We start from the raw sequence: 21,365 nt of genomic DNA, 5'->3' as shown, positions 1-21,365 counted from the left end.
TCAGGACTCCAGCCAGTCCTCGATGGCGGCGGCCGCGTCGGCCGAACCGCTCTCCAGGACGGTGAAGTGGTCGGCCTCGACCGGCACCACCGTGTGCGCCGGGTCCCAGCCCCTGGCCTGCCAGTCCGGCCGCTGCGCCGGATCCGCCAGGAACGACTGCGCGCACTGGACGAGCAGCGCCGGGGTGCTGACGGAACCGGGCACCATCTCCTGCATCAGCTGGACGTACCAGCCCATGCCGGACAGCCGGGCGGCGTCGAAGCGGCCGAACTCGGCCTCCCGCGACACCATGTGCTCGGCCATCTCCCGCAGCAGCCATTCGCCGCCGTCGTGCACCCGGTAGGTGTCGATCATGGCGACGCCCTCGGGCACCGGACCCTGGGCCGCTTCGAGGTACTCGGTGACGAGGTAGGCCAGCAGGCCACCCGAGGAGTACCCCAGCAGGACGAACGGTTCGCCCTGCGCGGCCTCGAGCACGCCGCACGCCAGCGTTTCCAGTGCCGCCTCGGGCGTGGCGGGCAGTGGCTCGTCGGCCGCGAAGCCGATCGGCGGCAGCACCACGACCTCGCGGCCGGTCCGCAGGTGCGCGGTGACCCTGGCGTACTGGTGCGCGCCGCCGGTGGCCAGCGGCGGGTTGACGCAGATGATCCGCGGGAGGTCGGACCCCGTCGCGAGCCGGGTCGGCACCGGCAGCTCGTCCAGGTCGGCCGCCGAGGCGAACCGCTCCCGCAGCTGCGCCGCGACCCGCAACAGGTCGAAGCCGGTGCGGGCGCGGCCGTTCTGCACCGCACCGCGGAACATCCCGTACAGCGACTCGTCGGTGCCCGATCGCTGCCCCGGCTGCGCGACCGCGGCGAGTTCCGCGCGCAGGTAGCGGGCCAGCCCGGCCGGTGTCTTCTGGTCGAAGATCGCGGCGGTCGGCAGGGTCAGCCCGGTGGAGGCGTTGAGCGTGGTGCGCAACTCCATCGCGGCCAGCGAGTCGAAGCCGGATTCGAGGAAGTCCCGCTCGGCGTCGAGCGCGTCGACGCTCTCGTGTCCGAGCAGCCGCGCCGCGGTCTCGAGGATGTGCGTCTGGAGCCACTGCTCCTGCTCCGCCTCGGACAGGTGCGCCAGCTGCCTGCGCACCGCGCCCGCGTCGGGCGCGCCGCTGCTCTGCCTGCGCCCGGCGCGCCGGACCAGGTCACCGAGCACCGGTGGCACCGACTCCCTGGTCCGCAGGACGGCCGCGTCGATCTCGACGAGCACCTGCGCCGGACGATCGGCCGCCACCGCGGCGTCGAACAGGGCCAGCGCCTTGTCCGCCGCCAGCGGTGGCAGGCCCTGGCGACGCATCCGCTGCCGGTCGGCCTCGCCGAGCCACTGCGCCATGCCGGTGTCGATGCCCCACAGCCCGTAGGCGAGGGAGGTGGCGGGCAGGCCGACGCCGTGGCGGTACGCGGCGAGCGCGTCGAGGAACACATTGGCCGCCGCGTAGCCGCCCTGGCCCGCGGGCAGGATCGACCCGGCCACCGAGGAGATCAGCACGAAGGCCGACAGTTCGGTGTCGCGGGTCAGCTCGTGCAGATGCCAGGCGGCGTCGGCCTTGGCGCCGAGGGAGACATCGATCTGCGCGGGGGTCATGGCGTCGACGAGGCCGTTGTAGGCCGCGCCCGCCGCGTGCACGATCGCCCCGAGCGGACGCTCCGCCGGGATCGCGGCGAGCAACTCGCGCAGGGCCGCCCGATCGGTGACATCGCAGGCGACGACCCGGGCCTGGGCGCCCAGGGCCGCGAGCTCGTCGACGAGTCCCGGCGCGGCGTCCGGTCCGCGCCTGCCGACCAGCAGCAGGTGCCGCACACCGTGTACCACCACCAGGTGTTCGGCCAGGAGACGGCCGATCCCGCCGGTGCCGCCGGTGATCAGGACGGTGCGGTCGGGATCCCACGGTGTCGTCCGCTCGCCGGTCGGGGCGACCGCGCGGACGAGCCGCGGTACCCACGTCCCGTCCGCGCGCACGGCCAGTTCGGGTTCGCCGGTCGCGACGGCGGCGACCAGCTGTTCGGCCGGCTGGTCGGCGGCGGCCTCGACGAGCACGATCCGACCCGGGTGCTCGGCCTGTGCCGCCCGCGCCAGACCCCAGACCGCGGCCGCGGCCGGATCGTCGGTGCTGTCGGTGACCAGCGCCAGCGTGCTCGCGGCGTACCGCTCGTCACTCAGGAACTCCTGGACGACACCGAGCGTGCCGTGCAGCGCGACGCGCAGCCGCTCCGGCACCTCGGCCCGGTCGACCGCGACCCGGTGGACGACCACGGCAGCAGGCTGCTGCGCCTCCCATTCGGCCCAGGACGTGTCCGCTTCGCCCAGCGCCGGGCCGGGTCGCCAGCTCAGCTCGTACCGCGCGTCGCGTGCACGGGTCGGCGCGGAGAGCAGTTCGGCCGACATCGGGCGCAGGGCCAGCGACCCCACCGACAGCAGCGGAGCGCCGCCGGCATCGGTCATGGTCAGGGTGACGGTGCCCTGGTTCAGCCAGCTCAGCCGAACCCGGACCCGCCGTGCGCCGTCGGCGTGCACCCGCACCGACGACCACGCGAACGGCACCAGGGTCGGGCGTTCGGCGGTCTCGTCCACGCCCTCGGGCAGCCCGAAGGACAGCGCGTGCATGGCCGCGTCGAGCAGCGCCGGGTGCACGCCGTAGCCCCGCGCCGAGGTCTGCTCGGGCAGGGCGACCTCGGCGAACAGATCCGCACCGCGCCGCCACAGCGACTCCAGCCCCTGGAAGGCGGGGCCGTAGTGGTAGCCGTGGTCGGCGAGTTCGGCATAGGCGCCGTCCAGCCGGACCTCGGTGACGTCGGCGGGTGGCCACTGGGCGAAGTCGGTCCAGTCCGGCTGTTCGCCGGACTCGACGGCGGGGCGCACGGTGCCCTCCGCGTGGTGGGTCCACGGGACCGTCGGATCGTCGTCGTCGCCGCGCGAGTAGACGTCGACTCGGCGGTGCCCGTTCTCGTCGCCGTCACCCACGATGACCTGGATGTGCGCGCCCGCGTGCCCGTCGAAGACCAGCGGGGACAGCAGCGTGAGCTCCGCCAGTTCCGGGCAGTCGACGAGATCGGCCGCGTAGGTGGCCAATTCGACGAAGCCGGTGCCGGGCAGCAGCACCACACCGAGCACATCATGGTCGGCCAGCCACGGATGCGTGGCCGTGGACAGCCTGCCGGTGAGCCGGAGACCGCCGCTCTCGGGTTGGGCCACCAGCGCGCCCACCATGGCGTGTTCGGTGCCGCGCAGGCCGAGGGTGTTGGCCTCGCCGGTTCCCAGCGGGCTGGTGGCCCAGAACCGGCGGTGCTGGAAGTCGTAGGTCGGCAACTCCGTCCGGGTGGCCCCGGTGCCGGCGAGGTAGCGCATCCAGTCGACGGTTCCGCCCGCGACGTGGAGCCGGGCCAGGCCGGTCACCAGGGTCGTGGGGTCGGCCTTGTCGCGCCGGGTCAGCGCGAGGGCGGTCGTGGTGTCCAGGGTCTGCGCGACCATCGGTGTCAGGACGGCGTCGGGGCCGACCTCGGCGAACCGGGCCACGCCCAGCTCCGACATCGTGGTGACGGCAGCGGCGAACCGCACCGTGGCGGCGACCTGTCGCACCCAGTACGCCGGATCGGACATCTCGTCGACGACCCGCGCACCGGTCACCGTCGACACCAACGGCAGGCGCGGACGCTCGAAGGCCAAACCTTCGACCACCGAGCCGAATTCGGCCAGCATCGGCTCCATCAGCTCGGAATGGAACGCGTGCGAGACCCGCAGTCGGTGTGTGCGCCAACCGTTCTCGGCACACACCTCGGCCGCGGCGTGGACCGCCGCCTCGACCCCGGAGAGCACCACCGACGACGGACCGTTCACCGCCGCGATCGACACCCCCTCGCCCAGCAACGGCAGCACGTCCGCCTCCGGCGCACCCACCGCGATCATCGCCCCGCCCGCAGGCAGCGCCTGCATCAACCGGCCCCGCGCCGCCACCAGCACACACGCGTCGTCGAGCGACAGCACACCCGCGACATGCGCGGCCGCGACCTCACCGATCGAATGACCGGCCACCACGTCGGCCGTCACGCCCCACGACTCGAGCAGCCGGAACAGGGCCACCTCGTAGGCGAACAGCCCGGCCTGCGCGTAGACCGTTCGGTCGATCAGCGTGTCGTCGGCCAAGGCCGCCGTGAGCGGAACCGACTGTCCGAGCAGAGGTTCCAGTCGCGTGATGATGTCGTCGAACCGGTCGGCGAACACCGGGTACACCCGGAGCCCGGCGGCCATGTCCGCCCATTGCGCGCCCTGACCGGAGAACACGAGACCGGTCGACCCGGCGACCACCCGGCCGCTCACCACACCGGGAGCACCGTCGGCGACCGCCCGCGTGCCCGCGAGGAGCCCGTCGCGGTCGTCGGCAAGGACCACCGCGCGATGATCGAACACGCCGCGGGTGGCGACCAGCGAGAAGGCGACATCGAGCGGGTCCTGGCCGTGGTCGGCCACATGGTCGGCCAGCCGGGCGGCCTGACCGGTGAGCGCCGCGCCACTGCGCGCCGACACCACCCACGGCACGACCCCGCCGACCGGCGCGGTCTTCACCGCAGGCGACGAAACCTCCACCGGCGGCGCCTGTTCCACGATGACGTGCGCGTTCGTCCCACTGATACCGAACGAGGACACCCCCGCACGCCGCGGCCGATCCACCTCCGGCCACGCCACGGCCTCGGACAGCAGCCGCACATTCCCCTGCGTCCAATCCACCTTGGTGCTGGGCTGATCCGCGTGCAGGGTGCGGGGCAGCACGCCGTGCCGCATTGCCATGATCATCTTGATCACGCCACCCACACCGGCCGCCGCCTGCGCGTGCCCGATGTTCGACTTCAACGAGCCCAACCAGAGCGGACGGTCCTCGGCACGATCCTGGCCATAGGTGGCCAGCAGGGCCTGCGCCTCGATCGGATCACCCAAAGTCGTTCCGGTGCCGTGCGCTTCGACGACATCCACCTCCGCCGGAGCGACCCCGGCATTGGCGAGGGCCTGGCGGATCACCCGGCGCTGCGACGGACCGTTGGGCGCGGTGAACCCGTTGGACGCGCCGTCCTGGTTGACCGCCGAACCCGCCAGCACCGCCAGCACCTGATGACCGTTGCGGCGGGCGTCGGAGAGCCGTTCCAGCACGAGCACGCCCGCGCCCTCGGACCAGCCGACACCATCGGCGGTGTCGGAGAACGACTTGCATCGCCCGTCCGGCGACAAGCCGCGCTGCCTGCTGAACTCCACGAACGTCTCCGGGGTCGCCATGACGGCGACACCACCGGCCAGCGCCAGATCACACTCGCCCGAGCGCAGCGACTGCGCGGCCAGGTGCATCGCCACCAGCGACGACGAGCACGCCGTATCCACCGACACGGCGGGACCTTCCAGGCCGAGCGTGTAGGAGATCCGGCCCGAGACGAGGCTGCCGGTGGCATTGCCGCCGTTGCCCTGCGCGTAGTCGTGGTACATCACGCCGGTGAACACCCCGGTCGAACTCCCGCGCAGCACAGCGGGATCGACCCCGGCGCGTTCGAGCGCCTCCCAGGAGGTCTCCAGGAGCTGCCGCTGTTGCGGGTCCATCATCGTCGCCTCGTTGGGCCCGATGCCGAAGAAGTCGGCGTCGAAGTCGGCGGCGGTGTGCAGGAAGCCGCCCTCGCGGGTGTAGGACTTGCCCGCCCGGCCGGGTTCGGGATCGTAGAGCCCGGCGAGGTCCCAGCCACGGTCGGTGGGCAGCGGCGTGACCGCGTCCCCGCCGAGCCGGACCAGTTCCCAGAGGTCCTCGGGCGAGCGGACGCCGCCGGGGTAGCGGCACGCCATGCCGACGACGGCGATCGGGTCACCGTCGGCGGACCGGCTCGCGGTGACCGCCACGTCCTGACCGGTCCCGGCGAACTCCGCGGCCAGGTAGTCGGCCAGCGCCTGCGGCGTCGGGTAGTCGAACACCAGGGTGGCGGGCAACGGCAGACCCGTCACCGCCTTGAGGGCGTTGCGGAACTCGATCGCGGTGATCGAGTCGAAACCCAGGTCACCGAACGCCTTGTCGGCGGCGACCGCGTTCAGGTCCTGATGTCCGAGCACCGTGGCGACCTGGCCGCGCACGATCTCGACGAGCACACCCGCACGTTCGCCGTCGGGTGTGCCCGCCAACCGGGTACGCAGGGCGGTCGCGGCGCCGGAGGCCGCCTTGCGGCGGTGCGGGACCAGGCCGGTGAACAGTACGGGCGTGGCGAATCCGGCGCCGCGCAGGGCATCCAGATCCACCCGCGCGAGAACCGGTGCGGCCGTGTCGATCCGGAGGGCGGCGTCGAAGAGGGCCAGGCCCTGCTCCGCCGCGAGCGGCAGCAGGCCCGAGCGGGCGATGCGCTGCAGGTCGACCTGGCTGAGTTCCCCCGCCATGCCGCCGTCCCACATGCCCCAGGCCAGCGACGTCCCCGCCAGCCCGATGCCGCGGCGATGCGCGGCCAGCGCGTCGAGGACGGCATTGGCCGCGGCGTAGTTGCCCTGGCCCGGGTTGCCGAAGACTCCGGCCACCGAGCTGAACAGCACGAACGTCGTCAGCGGGAGATCGGCGGTGAGCTCGTGCAGGTGCAGAGCGGCGTCGACCTTGGGCCGCAGGACAGTGGCCACGCGGTCGGGGGTCAAGGAGCCGATGGCACCGTCGTCGAGAACGCCGGCCAGGTGGAACACGCCGGACAAGGGTTGTGCCGCAGGGATATCGGCAATAGCGGCGGCCAACGCGGCGCGGTCGGCGACATCACACGCGACGAACGAGACCTCGGCACCCGAATCCTCCAGCGCCGCCCGCAATTCGGCGGCACCCGGACCGGATTCGCCACGCCTGCTCAGCAACAGCAGGCGACGGACACCGTGTTTGTCGACCAGGTGCCGGGCGAACAAGCCACCCAGCGCACCGCTCGCACCGGTGAGCAGGACCGTCTCCTCCGGCCCGAACAGCTCGTCCACGGTGGAAGTTCCTGCCGGAGGGGCGGATCGGGCGAGACGCGCGGCGTACACGACACCGTCACGCACGGCGACCTGCGGTTCACCGGCGACCAGGAGTCCGCCGATCAGACTGTCCGGCAGCGCATCGAGGGCGGCGGTGTCGACCAGAATGATCCGGCCCGGGTTCTCCGACTGCGCGGACCGCACCAGACCACCGATCGCGGCGCCGGCCAGGTTCGTGATGTCCTCGCCCGCCACCGAGATCGCGCCGCTGGTCCGGACGATCAGCACCGATTCCGCGTAGGCGGGCTCGGCGATCCAGGACTGGAGTACCCCGAGAACGTCCCGGGTGGCGGCGTGGATGACGGCGGGGTCGATGCCCACCGGGCAGTCCAGGATCACCGCCGGGGGCACCTGCTCCCCCAGTTCCGGCCAGGTGACCGTGGCGATCCCGGTGTCCGGCAGCGTGATCGGCGTCCATTCGACCCGGAACAGCGCCGACCGGGCGATCTCGGTGCCGGTGGTGAGCTGGGCGGGGTCGATCGGCCGGGAGGCCAGGTGCCGCACGGTCGCGACGGGCGCGCCGGTCGCGTCCGCGAGGTCGATCGAGACCCCGCTCGCCCCGACCCGGACGAGGCGAACGCGCAGGGTGTCGGCCCCGTGCGCGTGGACGGTGACCCCCGACCACTCGAACGGCAGCGCGATGCCGGTGCCCGGCGAGGCCGGTTCGCCCGCGACGCGCAGGGCGTGCAGGGCGGCGTCGAGCAGTGCCGGGTGCAGCCCGAATCGCGGTGCCTCCGCGCGGGCCTGGTCGGGCAGGGCGAGTTCGGCGTAGATGCCCGCGTCGTCCCGCCAGACGGCGGTGAGCCCGCGGAACACCGGTCCGTAGTGGTAGCCCTGCTCGTCGAGGGTGTCGTAGACGCCGTCGAGATCGACCACGGTGGCACCGGTCGGGGGCCACTGGGTGAGATCCACCGGCACGGTGTCGCTGTCCGCCGCGAGCACGCCCTCGGCGTTCAGGGTCCACGACGCCGCGGCGCTGTCGGGGCGCGAGAAGATCCGCACATCGCGGCGACCCGGCTCGTCCTCGGCGCCGACGACGACGCGCACCGCTACGCCCGCCGGGTCCGGCAGCGTCAGCGGGGCGCGCAGGATCAGCTCGGCCAGGGTCGGGCAGCCGACCTCCGCGCCCGCCTGCAGGGCGAGTTCGACGAACCCGGTGCCGGGGAACAGCACCGTGTCCAGCACCGCGTGGTCGGTCAGCCAAGGCTGCGTCCGCGCCGAGAGCCTGCCGCTCAGCGCGACGGCATCGGACTCGGGCTGGGCGACCACCGCCGAGACCAGCGGATGGTCACTGGCGACGAAGCCGAGGGCGCGGGCGTCGCCACCGGCCGTGCTGTCCGTCAGCCAGTAGCGCTGCCGCTGGAAGGCGTAGGTGGGCAGGTCGACGCGGCGCGCGCCGGTGCCGGCGAACAGTGCCGCCCAGTCCACATCGGCGCCGGACACGGACAGCCCGGCCAGTCCGGCCGTCAGGGTCGGCGCGTCGGCGTTGTCCCGGCGGGCCAGCGCCACCATCGTGGTGGTCGTGTCCCCGGCCGCCTCGGTGATCTGGCTGATCATCGGGACGAGCACGGCGTCCGGCCCGACTTCGGCGAAACGGCTCACGCCCGCCTCGGTCATGGTGGTGACCGCGTCGGCGAAGCGCACGGTGCCGCGCACCTGACCGACCCAGTAGGACGGATCGGACATCTCGTCCCCGACCCGGGCACCGGTCACCGTCGACACCAGCGCGAGGGCCGGACGCTCGAACGTCAGACCCGCGACCACCGCGGCGAATTCGTCCAGCATCGGCTCCATGAGCGCGGAATGGAAGGCATGCGAGACCCGCAAACGGTGTGTCCGCCAGCCCTTCTCGGCACACACCTCGGCCGTTGCCTGGACCGCTGCCTCGACACCGGAGAGCACCACCGACGACGGACCGTTCACCGCCGCGATCGACACCCCGTCGACGAGCAACGGCAGCACCTCGCCTTCCGGCGCACCCACGGCGACCATCGCGCCACCGGCCGGCAGCGCCTGCATCAACCGGCCACGGGCCGCGACCAGCACACACGCGTCATCGAGCGACAGCACACCCGCGACATGCGCGGCCGCGATCTCACCGATCGAATGACCGGCCACCACCTCGACCCGCACACCCCACGACTCGAGCAGCCGGAACAACGCCACCTCGAAGGCGAACAACCCGGCCTGCGCGAAGACGGTGTCGTCGACCCGAGCGGGATCGGCGAGCGCGTCGGTCAGTGACACCGGCTGCTCCAGCAGCGGCTCCAGGTGCGCGACAATCGCATCGAAGTGCTCGGCGAACAGCGGATACACGCGCAGCCCGGCGGCCATCCCGGCCCACTGCGCCCCCTGACCGGAGAACACCGCGCCCGTCGACCCGGCCACCACGCGACCGGTGACGACGCCCGCGCGGGCCTCGCCACGGCCCAGCGCCGCGGCCTCGGCCAGCAACCCGTCCCGATCGGCGGCCAGCAGCACGGCCCGATGGTTGAATCCGGTGCGTGAGGTCACCAGCGAGTAGCCGATGTCGACCGCCGCCGAATCACGCGCTGTCACCTGCGATGCCAGGCGGCTCGCCTGATCCGCGAGCGCCGCTGCGCTCCGCGCCGACAGCACCCAGGGCAGCACACCACCGACGGGATCCACCAGGTCCGTCGGCGCGGGCGGCACCGGCGCGGCCTCCACGATGACGTGGGCATTGGTCCCGCTGATACCGAACGACGACACACCGGCGCGACGCGGCCGATCGACCTCCGGCCACGCGACCGCCTCGGTCAGCAGGCGCACATCGCCCTCGGCCCAATCCACCTTCGTGGAGGGCTCGTCCACGTGCAGTGTCCGGGGCAGCACACCGTGCCGCATCGCCATGATCATCTTGATCACGCCACCCACACCGGCCGCCGCCTGGGCATGGCCGATATTGGATTTAAGCGAACCCAGCCACAGCGGCCGGTCCTCGGCGCGATCCTGACCGTAGGTGGCCAGCAGGGCCTGCGCCTCGATCGGATCACCCAGTGTCGTTCCGGTACCGTGCGCTTCGACGGCGTCGACCTCCGCCGGAGACACTCCGGCATTGGCCAGGGCCTGCCGGATCACCCGCCGCTGCGACGGACCGTTCGGCGCCATCAAACCGTTGGACGCGCCGTCCTGGTTGACCGCCGAACCGGCGAGCACCGCCAGCACCTGATGACCATTGCGGCGGGCGTCGGAAAGCCGTTCCAGCACGAGCACACCCGCGCCCTCGGACCAGGCCACCCCGTCGGCCGCCTCCGCGAACGACTTGCACCGCCCGTCCGGCGACAGTCCACGCTGACGGCTGAACTCGATGAGCGTCTCCGGCGTCGCCATCACCGCGACACCACCGGCCAGCGCGAGATCGCACTCGCCCGACCGCAGCGACTGCGCCGCGAGATGCATCGCCACCAGCGACGACGAGCACGCCGTATCCACCGACACCGCGGGACCTTCCAGTCCCAGGGTGTAGGCGATCCGGCCCGAGACCAGACTGCCGGTGACATTGCCGCCGTTGCCCTGCGCGTAGTCGTGGTACATCACGCCGGTGAACACCCCGGTCGAACTCCCGCGCAGCACCGGCGGATTCACTCCGGCGCGCTCGAGGGCCTCCCACGACACCTCCAGCAGCAGACGCTGCTGCGGATCCATGGCGGTGGCCTCGTTCGGGCTGATCCCGAAGAACTCGGCGTCGAACTCGGCGGCCTCGTAGAGGAATCCGCCGCGGCGGGTGTAGGTCTTGCCCGGCGTGCCGGGGACGGGATCGTAGATGCCGTCGATGTCCCAGCCGCGATCGTCCGGCAGCTCGCCGCTGGTGTCGGTGCCCGCGGCGACCAGGTCCCAGAGGTCCTCGGGCGAGGCGACACCACCGGGGTAGCGGCAGCTCATCGCGACCACGGCGATCGGATCGTCGCCGGCGGACCGGCTGGCGGTGACCACGATGTCGCGGCCGGTCCCGGTGAATTCCTCGGCCAGGTACCGGGCGAGGGCCTGCGGTGTCGGGTAGTCGAAGACGAGGGTGGCCGGCAGCGGCAGTCCCGTCGCGGCTTTGAGTCCGTTGCGGAACTCGATGGCGGTGATCGAGTCGAAACCGAGTTCGCTGAAGGCCTTGTCGGCCGCGATCGCGGTCAGGTCCTGATGCCCGAGGATCGCGGCCACCTGTCCGCGCACGATCTCCTCCAGCACGCCCAGCCGTTCACTGTCGGGCGTGTTCGCCAGCCGGGTACGCAGCGCGGTCGCCGTCCCGGTGACGGCCCTGCGGCGCTGGGAGATCAGACCGGAGAACAGGGCGGGCAGGGCGATGCCGTGGCCGCGCAGCACCTCCGGGTCGAGCCGGGCGACCAGCGGTGCGGCGACATCGAGGCCGGTCACCGCGTCGAACAGCGCGAGGCCCTGGGCATCCGTCATCGGCAGCATGCCCGAGCGGACCATCCGCTGCCGCTCGGCCTCGCCGAGCTCGCCCGCCATGCCGCCTTCCCACATGCCCCACGCCACCGAGGCGCCGACCAGACCGGCGGACCGGCGGTGGGTGGCGAGCGCGTCGAGGACGGCGTTGGCCGCGCCGTAGTTGCCCTGACCGGCATTGCCGAAGGCCCCGGCCACCGAGCTGAACAGCACGAACGCCGTCAGCGGGAGATCGGCGGTCAGCTCGTGCAGGTGCAGGGCGGCGTCGACCTTGGGCCGTAGGACGGCGTCAATACGCTCGGGGGTCAGTGCGGCGACGGCGCCGTCGTCGAGGACACCGGCGAGGTGGAACACACCCGACAGTGGTTGCGCCGCAGGGATATCGGCGAGGACGGCGGCCAGCGCCGCACGGTCGGCGACATCGCACGCGACGAACGAGACCTCGGCACCCGAATCCTCCAGAGCCGCGCGCAATTCGGCGGCACCCGGACCGGATTCGCCACGCCTGCTCAGCAAGAGCAGGCGACGGACACCGTGCCTGTCGACCAGGTGCCGAGCGAACAGTCCGCCCAGCGCTCCGCTCGCACCGGTGAGCAGGACTGTCTCCTCCGGCCCGAACAGCTCGTCCACGGTGGACGTCGGAGCGGCGATTCGGGTGAGCCGTGCGGCGTGCGCGACCCCGGCACGAACCGCCACCTGCGGTTCGGCCGCCGCCAGGATTCCACCGACGGGGATGTCCGCGGAATCGGTGTCGAGCAGGACGATCCGGCCCGGGCTCTCGGCCTGGGCGGCGCGCACCAGGCCGCCGACGGCGGCGCCGGCCAGGTTCGTGATGTCCTCGCCCGCGACCGACACCGCGCCGCCGGTCCGCACGATCAGCACGGAGTCGGCGAAACGCGCCTCGGCGGCCCAGGCTTGCAGCACCGCGAGCACACCGTGGGTGGCGGCGTGCACGGCGGCGGCATCGTTACCGCTCGGGCAGTCCAGAATCACCGCAGGGGGCACCTGGTCACCGAGGACGGCCCACGTCACCACATCGATCTCGTCGTCGGACAACGAGATCGGCGACCAGGTGACTTCGAACAGCGCCTGCGGAACGGTGGCCGAACCGGCCGTGAGCTGCGCGGGATCGATCGGCCGTGAGGCCAGGTGCCGCACCGTCGCGACGGGGGCGCCGGTCGGGTCCGTCAGCTCCAGCGCGACCCCGTGATCGCCGACCCGGGTGAGAAGCACGCGCAGCGCGTCGGCCCCGCTCGCGTGCACGGTCACCCCGGACCACTCGAACGGCAGGGCCAGGCCGCCCGCCACCGTGGCGTCACCGGCCAGGCGCAGGGCGTGCAGGGCCGCGTCGAGCAGGGCCGGGTGCAGGCCGAACCGCTGGGCCTCGGCCCTGGCCTCCTCGGGCAGTTCGACCTCGGCGTAGAGCAGGCCGTCGGCGCCGCGCCAGGCCGAGCGCAGCGCCTGGAACATCGGGCCGTAGTGATAGCCCTGCTCGTCGAGGTCGTCGTAGACGCCCTCGATCGGGAGCGCGGTCGCGTCGGCGGGTGGCCACTGGGTGACCTCCGCCGGGGCGCTGTCGCCGTCCGGCGCCAGCACACCGTCGGCGTTGAGGGTCCAGGCGACGGCATCGTCGTCCTCGGGGCGGGAGAAGATCCGCACCGGCCGCCTGCCCGCCGCGTCCTGCGCGTCGACGACGACGCGGACCGCGAGTCCACCGGACTCCGTCAGCGCCAGGGGCGCCCGCAGCGCCAGCTCGTCCAGGGTCGCGCAGCCGACCTGATCACCCGCGTGCAGGGCGAGTTCGACGAATCCGGTGCCGGGGAACAGCACCGTGTCCATCACCCGGTGATCCGCGATCCACGGCTGCGACTCGGTCGAGAGGCGGCCGGTGAGGGTCACCGCGTCGGAGTCCGGCTGCGCGACGACCACCGACGCCAGGGGGTGTCCGGTGGCGACGAGGCCGAGGGCCCTGGCGCCGGTCCCGGTGGTGCCTTCGGTCAGCCAGTAGCGGCGGCGCTGGAACGCGTAGGTGGGCAGGTCGACGCGACGGGCACCGGTTCCGGCGTACAGCGCGGCCCAGTCGACCTCGGCGCCCACGACATACAGCCCGGCGACCGCGCGCAGCACGGTGGCGGCATCGGCGGCGTCGCGGCGGGCGGTCGCCACGACGGCGCCGTCCTCGACGCTCTGGGTGATCATCGGCACGAGCACGGCGTCGGGTCCCACCTCGGCGAACCGGGTGACTCCCGCGGCGGCCATCGTGGCGACGGCGTCCGCGAAGCGCACGGTGTCGCGCACCTGGCCGACCCAGTAGGCCGGGTCGGACATCTCGTCGCCGACCCGGGCACCGGTGACCGTCGACACCAGCGCGATGCTCGGTGCCGCGAAGGTCAGACCCTCGACCACCGTGGCGAATTCGGCCAGCATCGGCTCCATCAGTGCCGAGTGGAAGGCGTGCGAGACCCGCAAACGGTGCGTTCGCCAACCACGCTCGGCACACCCCTCGGCCACGGTCGCCACGGCCTCGCCGACGCCGGAGAGCACCACCGACGACGGACCGTTCACCGCCGCGATCGACACCCCGTCGATCAGCAACGGCAGCACCTCGGCTTCCGGCGCGCCCACAGCGACCATCGCCCCGCCCGAAGGCAACGCCTGCATCAACCGGCCACGGGCCGCCACCAGCACACACGCGTCGTCGAGCGACAGCACGCCCGCCACATGGGCGGCCGCGATCTCACCGATCGAGTGCCCGGCCACCACCTCGGCCCGCACACCCCAGGATTCCAGCAGCCGGAACAGCGCCACCTCGAAGGCGAACAACCCCGCCTGCGCGAACACGGTGTCGTCGATTCGGGTCTCGTCGGCCAACGCCTCGCTCAGCGATACCGGCTGTCCGAGCAGTGGTTCCAGCCGGGCGACGATGCCGTCGAAGTGTTCGGCGAACACCGGGAACGCGCGCAGTCCGGCGGCCATGCCCGCCCACTGCGCGCCCTGACCGGAGAACACCATGCCCGTCCGGCCCGCCACCACCCGACCGGTCACCACGCCCGGCGCGGACTCCGCCCGGCCCAGCGCTCGCGCACCGGCGAGCAGATCGGCCCGATCGGCCGCGAGCAGCACGGCCCGATGGTCGAACGCGACCCGGGCCGTCACCAGCGACGAGCCGACGTCGACCGCATCCGAATCATGGTCTGTCACATGCGAGACGAGGTTCGCAGCCTGGTCGGCGAGTGCCGCCGCCGTCCGCGCGGACAGCACCCAGGGCAGCACGCCACCGGCCGGGGCGGCGGTCCGCACCGGCGCCGAGTCCACCACGGGCGCCTGCTCGACGATGAGGTGCGCGTTGGTGCCGCTGAGCCCGAACGAGGACACACCGGCGCGCCGCGGCCGATCGACCTCCGGCCACGGCGTGGCTTCGGTCAGCAACCGGAGATGGCCCTCGGACCAGTCGACCTTCGTACTCGGCCGGTCGATGTGCAGCGTCTGCGGCAGCACCCCGTGCTGCATCGCCATGATCATCTTGATCACACCGGCCACACCGGCCGCCGCCTGCGCGTGGCCGATATTGGATTTCAGCGAGCCCAGCCACAGCGGGCGGTCCTCGGCACGGTCCTGACCGTAGGTCACCAGCAGGGCCTGCGCCTCGATCGGATCACCCAAAGTCGTTCCGGTGCCGTGTGCCTCGACGGCGTCGACCTCGACCGGCGAGACTCCCGCATTGGCCAGCGCCTGACGAATCACCCGGCGCTGTGACGGACCGTTGGGTGCCGTCCAGCCGTTCGAGGCACCGTCCTGGTTGACCGCCGACCCGGTGATCACGCCGAGCACCTGGTGACCGTTGCGCTGCGCGTCGGACATCCGCTCCAGCACCAGCACACCGGCGCCCTCGGCCCAGGCGACGCCGTCGGCCCCGTCGGCGAAGGACCGGCATCGGCCGTCCGGCGACAGCCCGCGCTGACGGCTGAACTCGAGGAACATGTCCGGGGTCGACATCACCGCCACACCACCGGCCAGCGCCAGATCGCACTCCCCCGAGCGCAGCGACTGCGCGGCCAGATGCAGCGCCACCAGCGAGGACGAGCACGCCGTATCCACCGTGACCGCGGGCCCTTCCAGCCCGAACACATACGACACCCGGCCGGAGACCAGGCTGCCGCCGGCGCTGTTGCCGGTCCCGGCACCCTGCGCGTAGTCGTGGTACATCACGCCGGTGAACACCCCGGTGGCGCTGCCGCGCAGGGCGGCCGGGTCCAGCCCGGCGCGCTCGAGCGCCTCCCAGGAGACCTCGAGCAGCACCCGCTGCTGCGGGTCCATCGTCAATGCCTCGTTCGGGCTGATCCCGAAGAACTCGGCGTCGAATTCGCCTGCGGAATAGAGGAATCCGCCCTGCCGGGTGTAGGTCTTGCCCGCCTTGCCCGGCTCGGGATCGTAGATGTCGTCCAGGTCCCAGCCGCGATCGGCGGGCAGTCCGCCGGTGGCGTGGCCGCCCGAGACGACCAGTCGCCACAGGTCTTCCGGCGAGGTGACGTCACCCGGGTAGCGGCAGCCCATGGCGACCACCGCGATAGGCTCGGCGTCGACCGTCCTGGTCGCGGTGACCGCGACCTCCTGCACGTCACCGGTGAGCTGGGAGTCGACGAACTCGGCGACCGCCTGCGGGTTGGGGTGATCGAAGACGAGGGTGGCGGGCAGCCGCAGACCGGTCGCCGCGGTGAGTTTGTTACGGAACTCGACCGCGCCGAGCGAATCGAAACCGAGCTGCTGGAAGGCCTGCTGCGGCGGGATCGTCTCGATCGTCGCGTGCCCGAGCACCTCGGCCGCGACGGTCTGCGCCAGCGTGAGCAGGGCCGCGCGGCGGTCGGCCTCGGACAGCCCGGCCAGCTTCTGCGCGAACGCCCGGCCCGCGGGCGTCCTGCCGGTGCGGCGCACCGGGATCGGGGCGATGCCGCGCAGCAGGGCGGGCACCTGGTCACCCCGCGCGCGCAGCACCGCCGGATCGACCCGCGCCAGGACCAGCTGCGGGGTGTCGGTGGCGATCGCCGCGTCGAACAGGGCCAGCGCGTCGGACTCGGACAGCGGCGGGAAGCCCTGCTTGGCCATCCGCTCGAAGTCCTCGGCGGACAGGTCGGCGCCGAGGCCGCTGGCCCGCTCCCACAGGCCGTAGTCGAGCGAGGTCGCGGGCAGGCCGACGCTGTGCCGGTAGGCGGCCAGACCGTCGAGGAAGACATTGGCGGCGGCGTAGTTGGCCTGGCCCGCGGTGAGTACCAGACCACCGACCGAGCCGAGCAGGACGAACAGCGACAGCGGCCGGTCCCCGGTGAGTTCGTGCAGGTGCCAGCCCGCGTCGACCTTCGGCCGGAAGACCCGGTCGAACCGCTCCGGGGTCATCGACTCGAGCACGCCGTGATCGGCGACGGCCGCCGAATGCACCACCCCGACGAGCGGCCGGTCGGCCGGGATGCCGTCCAGCAGGGCCGCGAGCGCGGCCCGGTCGGACACGTCACAGGCGGCGAGGGTGACCTCGGCGCCGAGGTCACGCAGTTGCTCGGCCAGCTCGGTGGCGCCGGGGGCGTCCGCGCCGCGCCGGGAGGTCAGCAGCAGGTGCCGCGCGCCGTGCGCGGTGACCAGATGCCGCGCGACGACCGCGCCGATGCCCGCGGTGCCACCGGTCACCAGGACCGTGCCCGCCGCGATCGAGCGCACCAGCGCGCCGGGCGCGTGCCGGGTCAGCCGCGGCACGAGCAGGGTCTCCCCCCGCAGCGCCGCCTCGGGTTCCGCCGCGGCGGCGAAGGCGGCCAGGGCACGCGGCTCGTGCGCGGTGTCGACGTCGAGCAGCTGGAATCGGCCGGGATGCTCGGCCTGGGCGGCGCGCAGCAGACCCCAGACGGGTGCCTGCGCGGTGTCGACCTGGTCGGTGTCGCCGGTCCGCACGGCCGAGTGGGTCAGGACCACCAGCCGGGCGGCGGTGAGGCGCGGTTCGGCCGACCAGCGCTGGACGGTGGCGAGCACCTCGGCGAGCAGGTGGCGGGCGGCGACGGGCGGCGCGGCCTCGGGGGCGACGCAGTCGAACAGGACCAGCTCGGGGGCCGGGTCGTCGCCCAGGTCGGCGAGCAGCGCGTCGATATCGGCGTACACCGTTGTGTCACTGGCATTTTCGGGGTTGCCGAGCACAACCACGGAGCCGGGGTCGGCTGTGGGCGGCGCGACGGCGTTCCACTCGATGCCGAACAGCGCGTCCGCGACGCCGTCCGCCCCGAGCCGGTCCGCCGAGACGGGCCGGGACACCAGGGCACCCACCGACAGCACCGGGTTGCCGTCGGTGTCGGCGATCTGCACCACGTGCCGACCCTGCTGCCTGGCGATCCTGACCCGCACCTCGGCGGCGCCGGGCGCGTGGATCTGCACCTGGTTCCAGCTGAACGGCAGTTCCGGCGCGTCGATTTCGCCCTGCCTGCGGGCCTGGAGGATGCCGACGTGCAGGGCCGAGTCGAACAGGGCGGGGTGGATGCCGAAGCCCTGCGCGTCGCGCCGCTCGGGCAGGGCCACCTCGGCGAACAGCTCGTCACCGCGCTGCCAGGCGGCCTGCATGCCCTGGAAGAAGGGGCCGTATTCGTAACCGGCGTCGAGCAATTCGTCGTAGGCGCTGTCGATGGGCAGGGCCACGGCGCCGCGCGGCGGCCACGCGGCGAGCTCCATCGGTGCGGCCGGTTCGGCGGGCGCGAGCAGGCCCTCGGCGTGGATGGCCCACGGGCCGCCCGCGATCTGGCGGGAGTGCACGCTGAGCCTGCGGCGGCCGGTCTGGTCGACCGCGCCGACCATCACCTGGACCGAGACGCTGCCCTCGGCGGGCAGGGTCAGCGGGGTGTGCAGGATCAGCTCGTCGACCATCGGGCAGCCGACCAGGGCACCGACCCGGCAGGCCAGTTCCACGTACCCGGTGCCGGGCAGCAGCATGACGCCGAAGACGCTGTGGTCGGCCATCCACGGCACGGTGTCCACCGACCAGCGGCCGGTGAAACTCACCGCGTCCGATTCCGGGTGCGGCACCACGGCGCCGAGCAGCGGATGGTCGACGCTGTCGAGCCCGACCGAGGTCACGCCACCGAGTTCGGCACCCAGCCAGGACCGGGCCAGCACCTCCTTGGCGTCGAGCCAGTAGCGCACATGCTGGAAGGCGTAGGTGGGCAGGTCGACCCGCCGGCCGCCGCCGACGACGGCCGCCCAGTCCACGGGCGTGCCCGCCACGAACAACCCGGCCACCGCGGCCAGCAGCGCGGCCGGGCTCGCCTGATCCTTGCGCGCCATCGGCACGATGACCGGCGCGGGGCTCTGCGGGTCGGCGGTCGCGTCGACGATCTGGGCGATCATCGGGGTGAGGACGGCGTCGGGGCCGATCTCGGCGAAGCGGGTGACGCCCAGCTCGGCCATGGCGGCGATGGTGTCGGCGAAGCGGACGGTGCCGCGCACCTGGCCCGGCCAGTAGGCCGGATCGGTCATCTCGTCGGTGACGCGGGCGCCGGTCACCGACGACACCAGCGCCAGCGTCGGCCGGTGCAGCGTCAAACCCTGGACCACCGTCGCGAATTCGGCGAGCATCGGATCCATCAGCGCCGAGTGCGACGCGATGGAGATCCGCAGCCGGTGGGTGCGCAGCCCTCGCTCGCGGCACGCCTCGACCACGGCGAGCACCGCGTCCTCGACCCCGGACAGCACCACCGACGCCGGGCCGTTGACCGCCGCGATCGCGACCTGCCCGGCGCTGTCGAGCGCGTCGATCACGGAGCGCGCGTCGGCCTCGGTCGTGCCGACCGCGACCATCGCCCCGCCCGGCGGCAGCGCCTCCATCAGGCGGCCGCGGGCGGCCACCAGCGCGCAGGCGTCGGCCAGGTTCAGCACGCCCGCGACGTGCGCGGCGCCGACCTCGCCGATGGAGTGGCCGGTCACCACATCGGCTCGCACACCCCAGGATTCGAGCAGGCGGTACAGCGCCACCTCGAAGGCGAACACGCCCGCCTGGGTGAACACGGTCCGGGCCAGCACCTCGTCGTCTGTCAGTGCCTCGGTGAACGAGACCGGCTGTCCCAGCAGCGGTTCCAGCTCGGCGACGATGGCGTCGAAGTGTTCGGCGAAGACCGGGTACGCGCGCAGTTCGTCGGCCATGCCCGCCCACTGCGAGCCCTGGCCGGTGAAGACGAAGCCGGTCGACCCGGGCACCACCCGGCCGGTCACCACCCCGGGCGCGGCGGTGTCGGCGGCGAGGGCGCGCACGCCGGCCAGCAGGGCGGCACCGTCGGTGCCGAGGAGCACGGCGCGCTGATCGAACAGAGTGCGGGTCGTCGCCAGCGAGAGCCCGACATCCCGTGCGTCCGTGCCGTTCTCGGTGACGTGGGCGGCGAGCCGGTCGGCCTGCTCGGCGAGTGCCTCGGCGCCGCGCGCCGACACCACCCACGGCAGCACGCCGCCCACCGGGGCGGCGTCCGGTTCCGGTTCGGGGTCGGCGGGCGCCTGTTCCACGATGAGGTGCACATTGGTGCCCGCGACGCCGAACGAGGACACCCCGGCGCGGCGCGGCCGATCCATCGCGGGCCACGGCGTCGGCTCGGTCAGCAGCCGCACGTGGCCCGCCGACCAGTCGACCTTGGTGGTCGGGGCGTCCACGTGCAGCGTCTTCGGCAGCAGGCCGTGGCGGATCGCCAGCACCATCTTGATCACGCCGCCCACGCCGGCGGCGGCCTGCGAGTGCCCGATATTGGACTTCAGCGAGCCGAGCCAGAGGGGGCGGTCGGCGTCGTGTTCCCGGCCGTAGGTGGCCAGCAGGGCCTGGGCTTCGATGGGGTCGCCCAGGGTGGTGCCGGTGCCGTGCGCCTCGACGGCGTCCACGTCGGCCGCGGTGATGCCCGCGTTGGTCAGCGCCTGCTGGATGACCCGCCGCTGCGAGGGTCCGTTGGGCGCGGTCAGGCCGTTGGACGCGCCGTCCTGGTTCACCGCGGAGCCGGTGATCACGGCCAGCACCGGGTGCCCGTTGCGGCGGGCGTCGGACAGCCGCTCCAGCACCAGCACACCGGCGCCCTCGGCCCAGCCGAGGCCGTCGGCGGCATCGGCGAACGCCTTGCTGCGCCCGTCGCGCGCCATGCCGCGCTGCTTGCTGAATTCCACCAGGGTCTCCGGCGACCCCATCACCGCGACACCACCGGCCAGCGCCAGATCCGATTCGCCCGCCCGCAGCGACTGCGCGGCGGCGTGCAGGGCGACCAGCGACGAGGAGCAGGCGGTGTCGACGGTGACCGACGGCCCCTCCAGGCCGAGCACATAGGAGATGCGCCCGGAGGCGACCGCGCCGGAGTTCGCGTTGGCCGGATAGTCGTGGTACATCATGCCGACGTAGACGCCGGTCCGGCTGCCGCGCAGCGAGGCGGGTGCCACCCCGGCGCGTTCCAGTGCCTCCCACGAGGTTTCGAGCAGCAGGAACTGCTGCGGGTCCATCGTCGAGGCCTCGTTGGGGCTGATCCCGAAGAAGCCGGGATCGAATTCGCCCGCCGAGTGCAGGAACCCGCCCTCGCGGGTGTAGATGCTGTTGGGCGCCTCCCCGGTCGGATCGTAGAGGCGATCGGCGTCCCAGCCGCGGTTGACCGGCAGCTCCGACACCGCGTCGACGCCCTCGGCGACCAGCCGCCACAGGTCCTCGGGCGAGCCGACCCCGCCCGGATACCGGCACGCCATCCCGACAATCGCGATCGGCTCCCGCTGGGCGGCGTCGAGCTGACGGTTGCGGGTGCGCAACCGCTCGGTCTCCTTGAGCGAGCTGCGGAGCGCCTCGGTGAGCTTCTGGATTTTGGCGTCGGGCTGGGTCATGCGTCTATCGCTTCCTGCGGTCGCCGGAACACTCCGGCGAAATGTCTATCGGG

1 protein-coding gene is annotated in these 21,365 nt (G+C 72.9%); it reads right to left on the bottom strand.

Features of this window, described 5'->3' with window-relative positions; translation table 11 throughout:
- Nucleotides 1-21,312, bottom strand: a complete 21,312-nt coding sequence (locus AB0H54_RS07870; RefSeq protein ID WP_357343635.1) for an SDR family NAD(P)-dependent oxidoreductase — start codon at nucleotides 21,310-21,312, stop codon at nucleotides 1-3.
- Nucleotides 21,313-21,365 lie beyond the last annotated feature (53 nt).

It is taken from the genome of Nocardia sp. NPDC050718 (assembly GCF_040654235.1).
GTDB lineage: Bacteria > Actinomycetota > Actinomycetes > Mycobacteriales > Mycobacteriaceae > Nocardia.
The sequence above is the reverse complement of the archived record's forward strand: the minus strand, read 5'-3'. Positions and strand labels throughout refer to the sequence as shown.

What these genes read in the sequence shown, in the direction of transcription:
- AB0H54_RS07870 (WP_357343635.1), bottom strand. Translation starts at nt 21,312, where the DNA reads ATGACCCAGCCCGACGCCAAAATCCAGAAGCTCACCGAGGCGCTCCGC.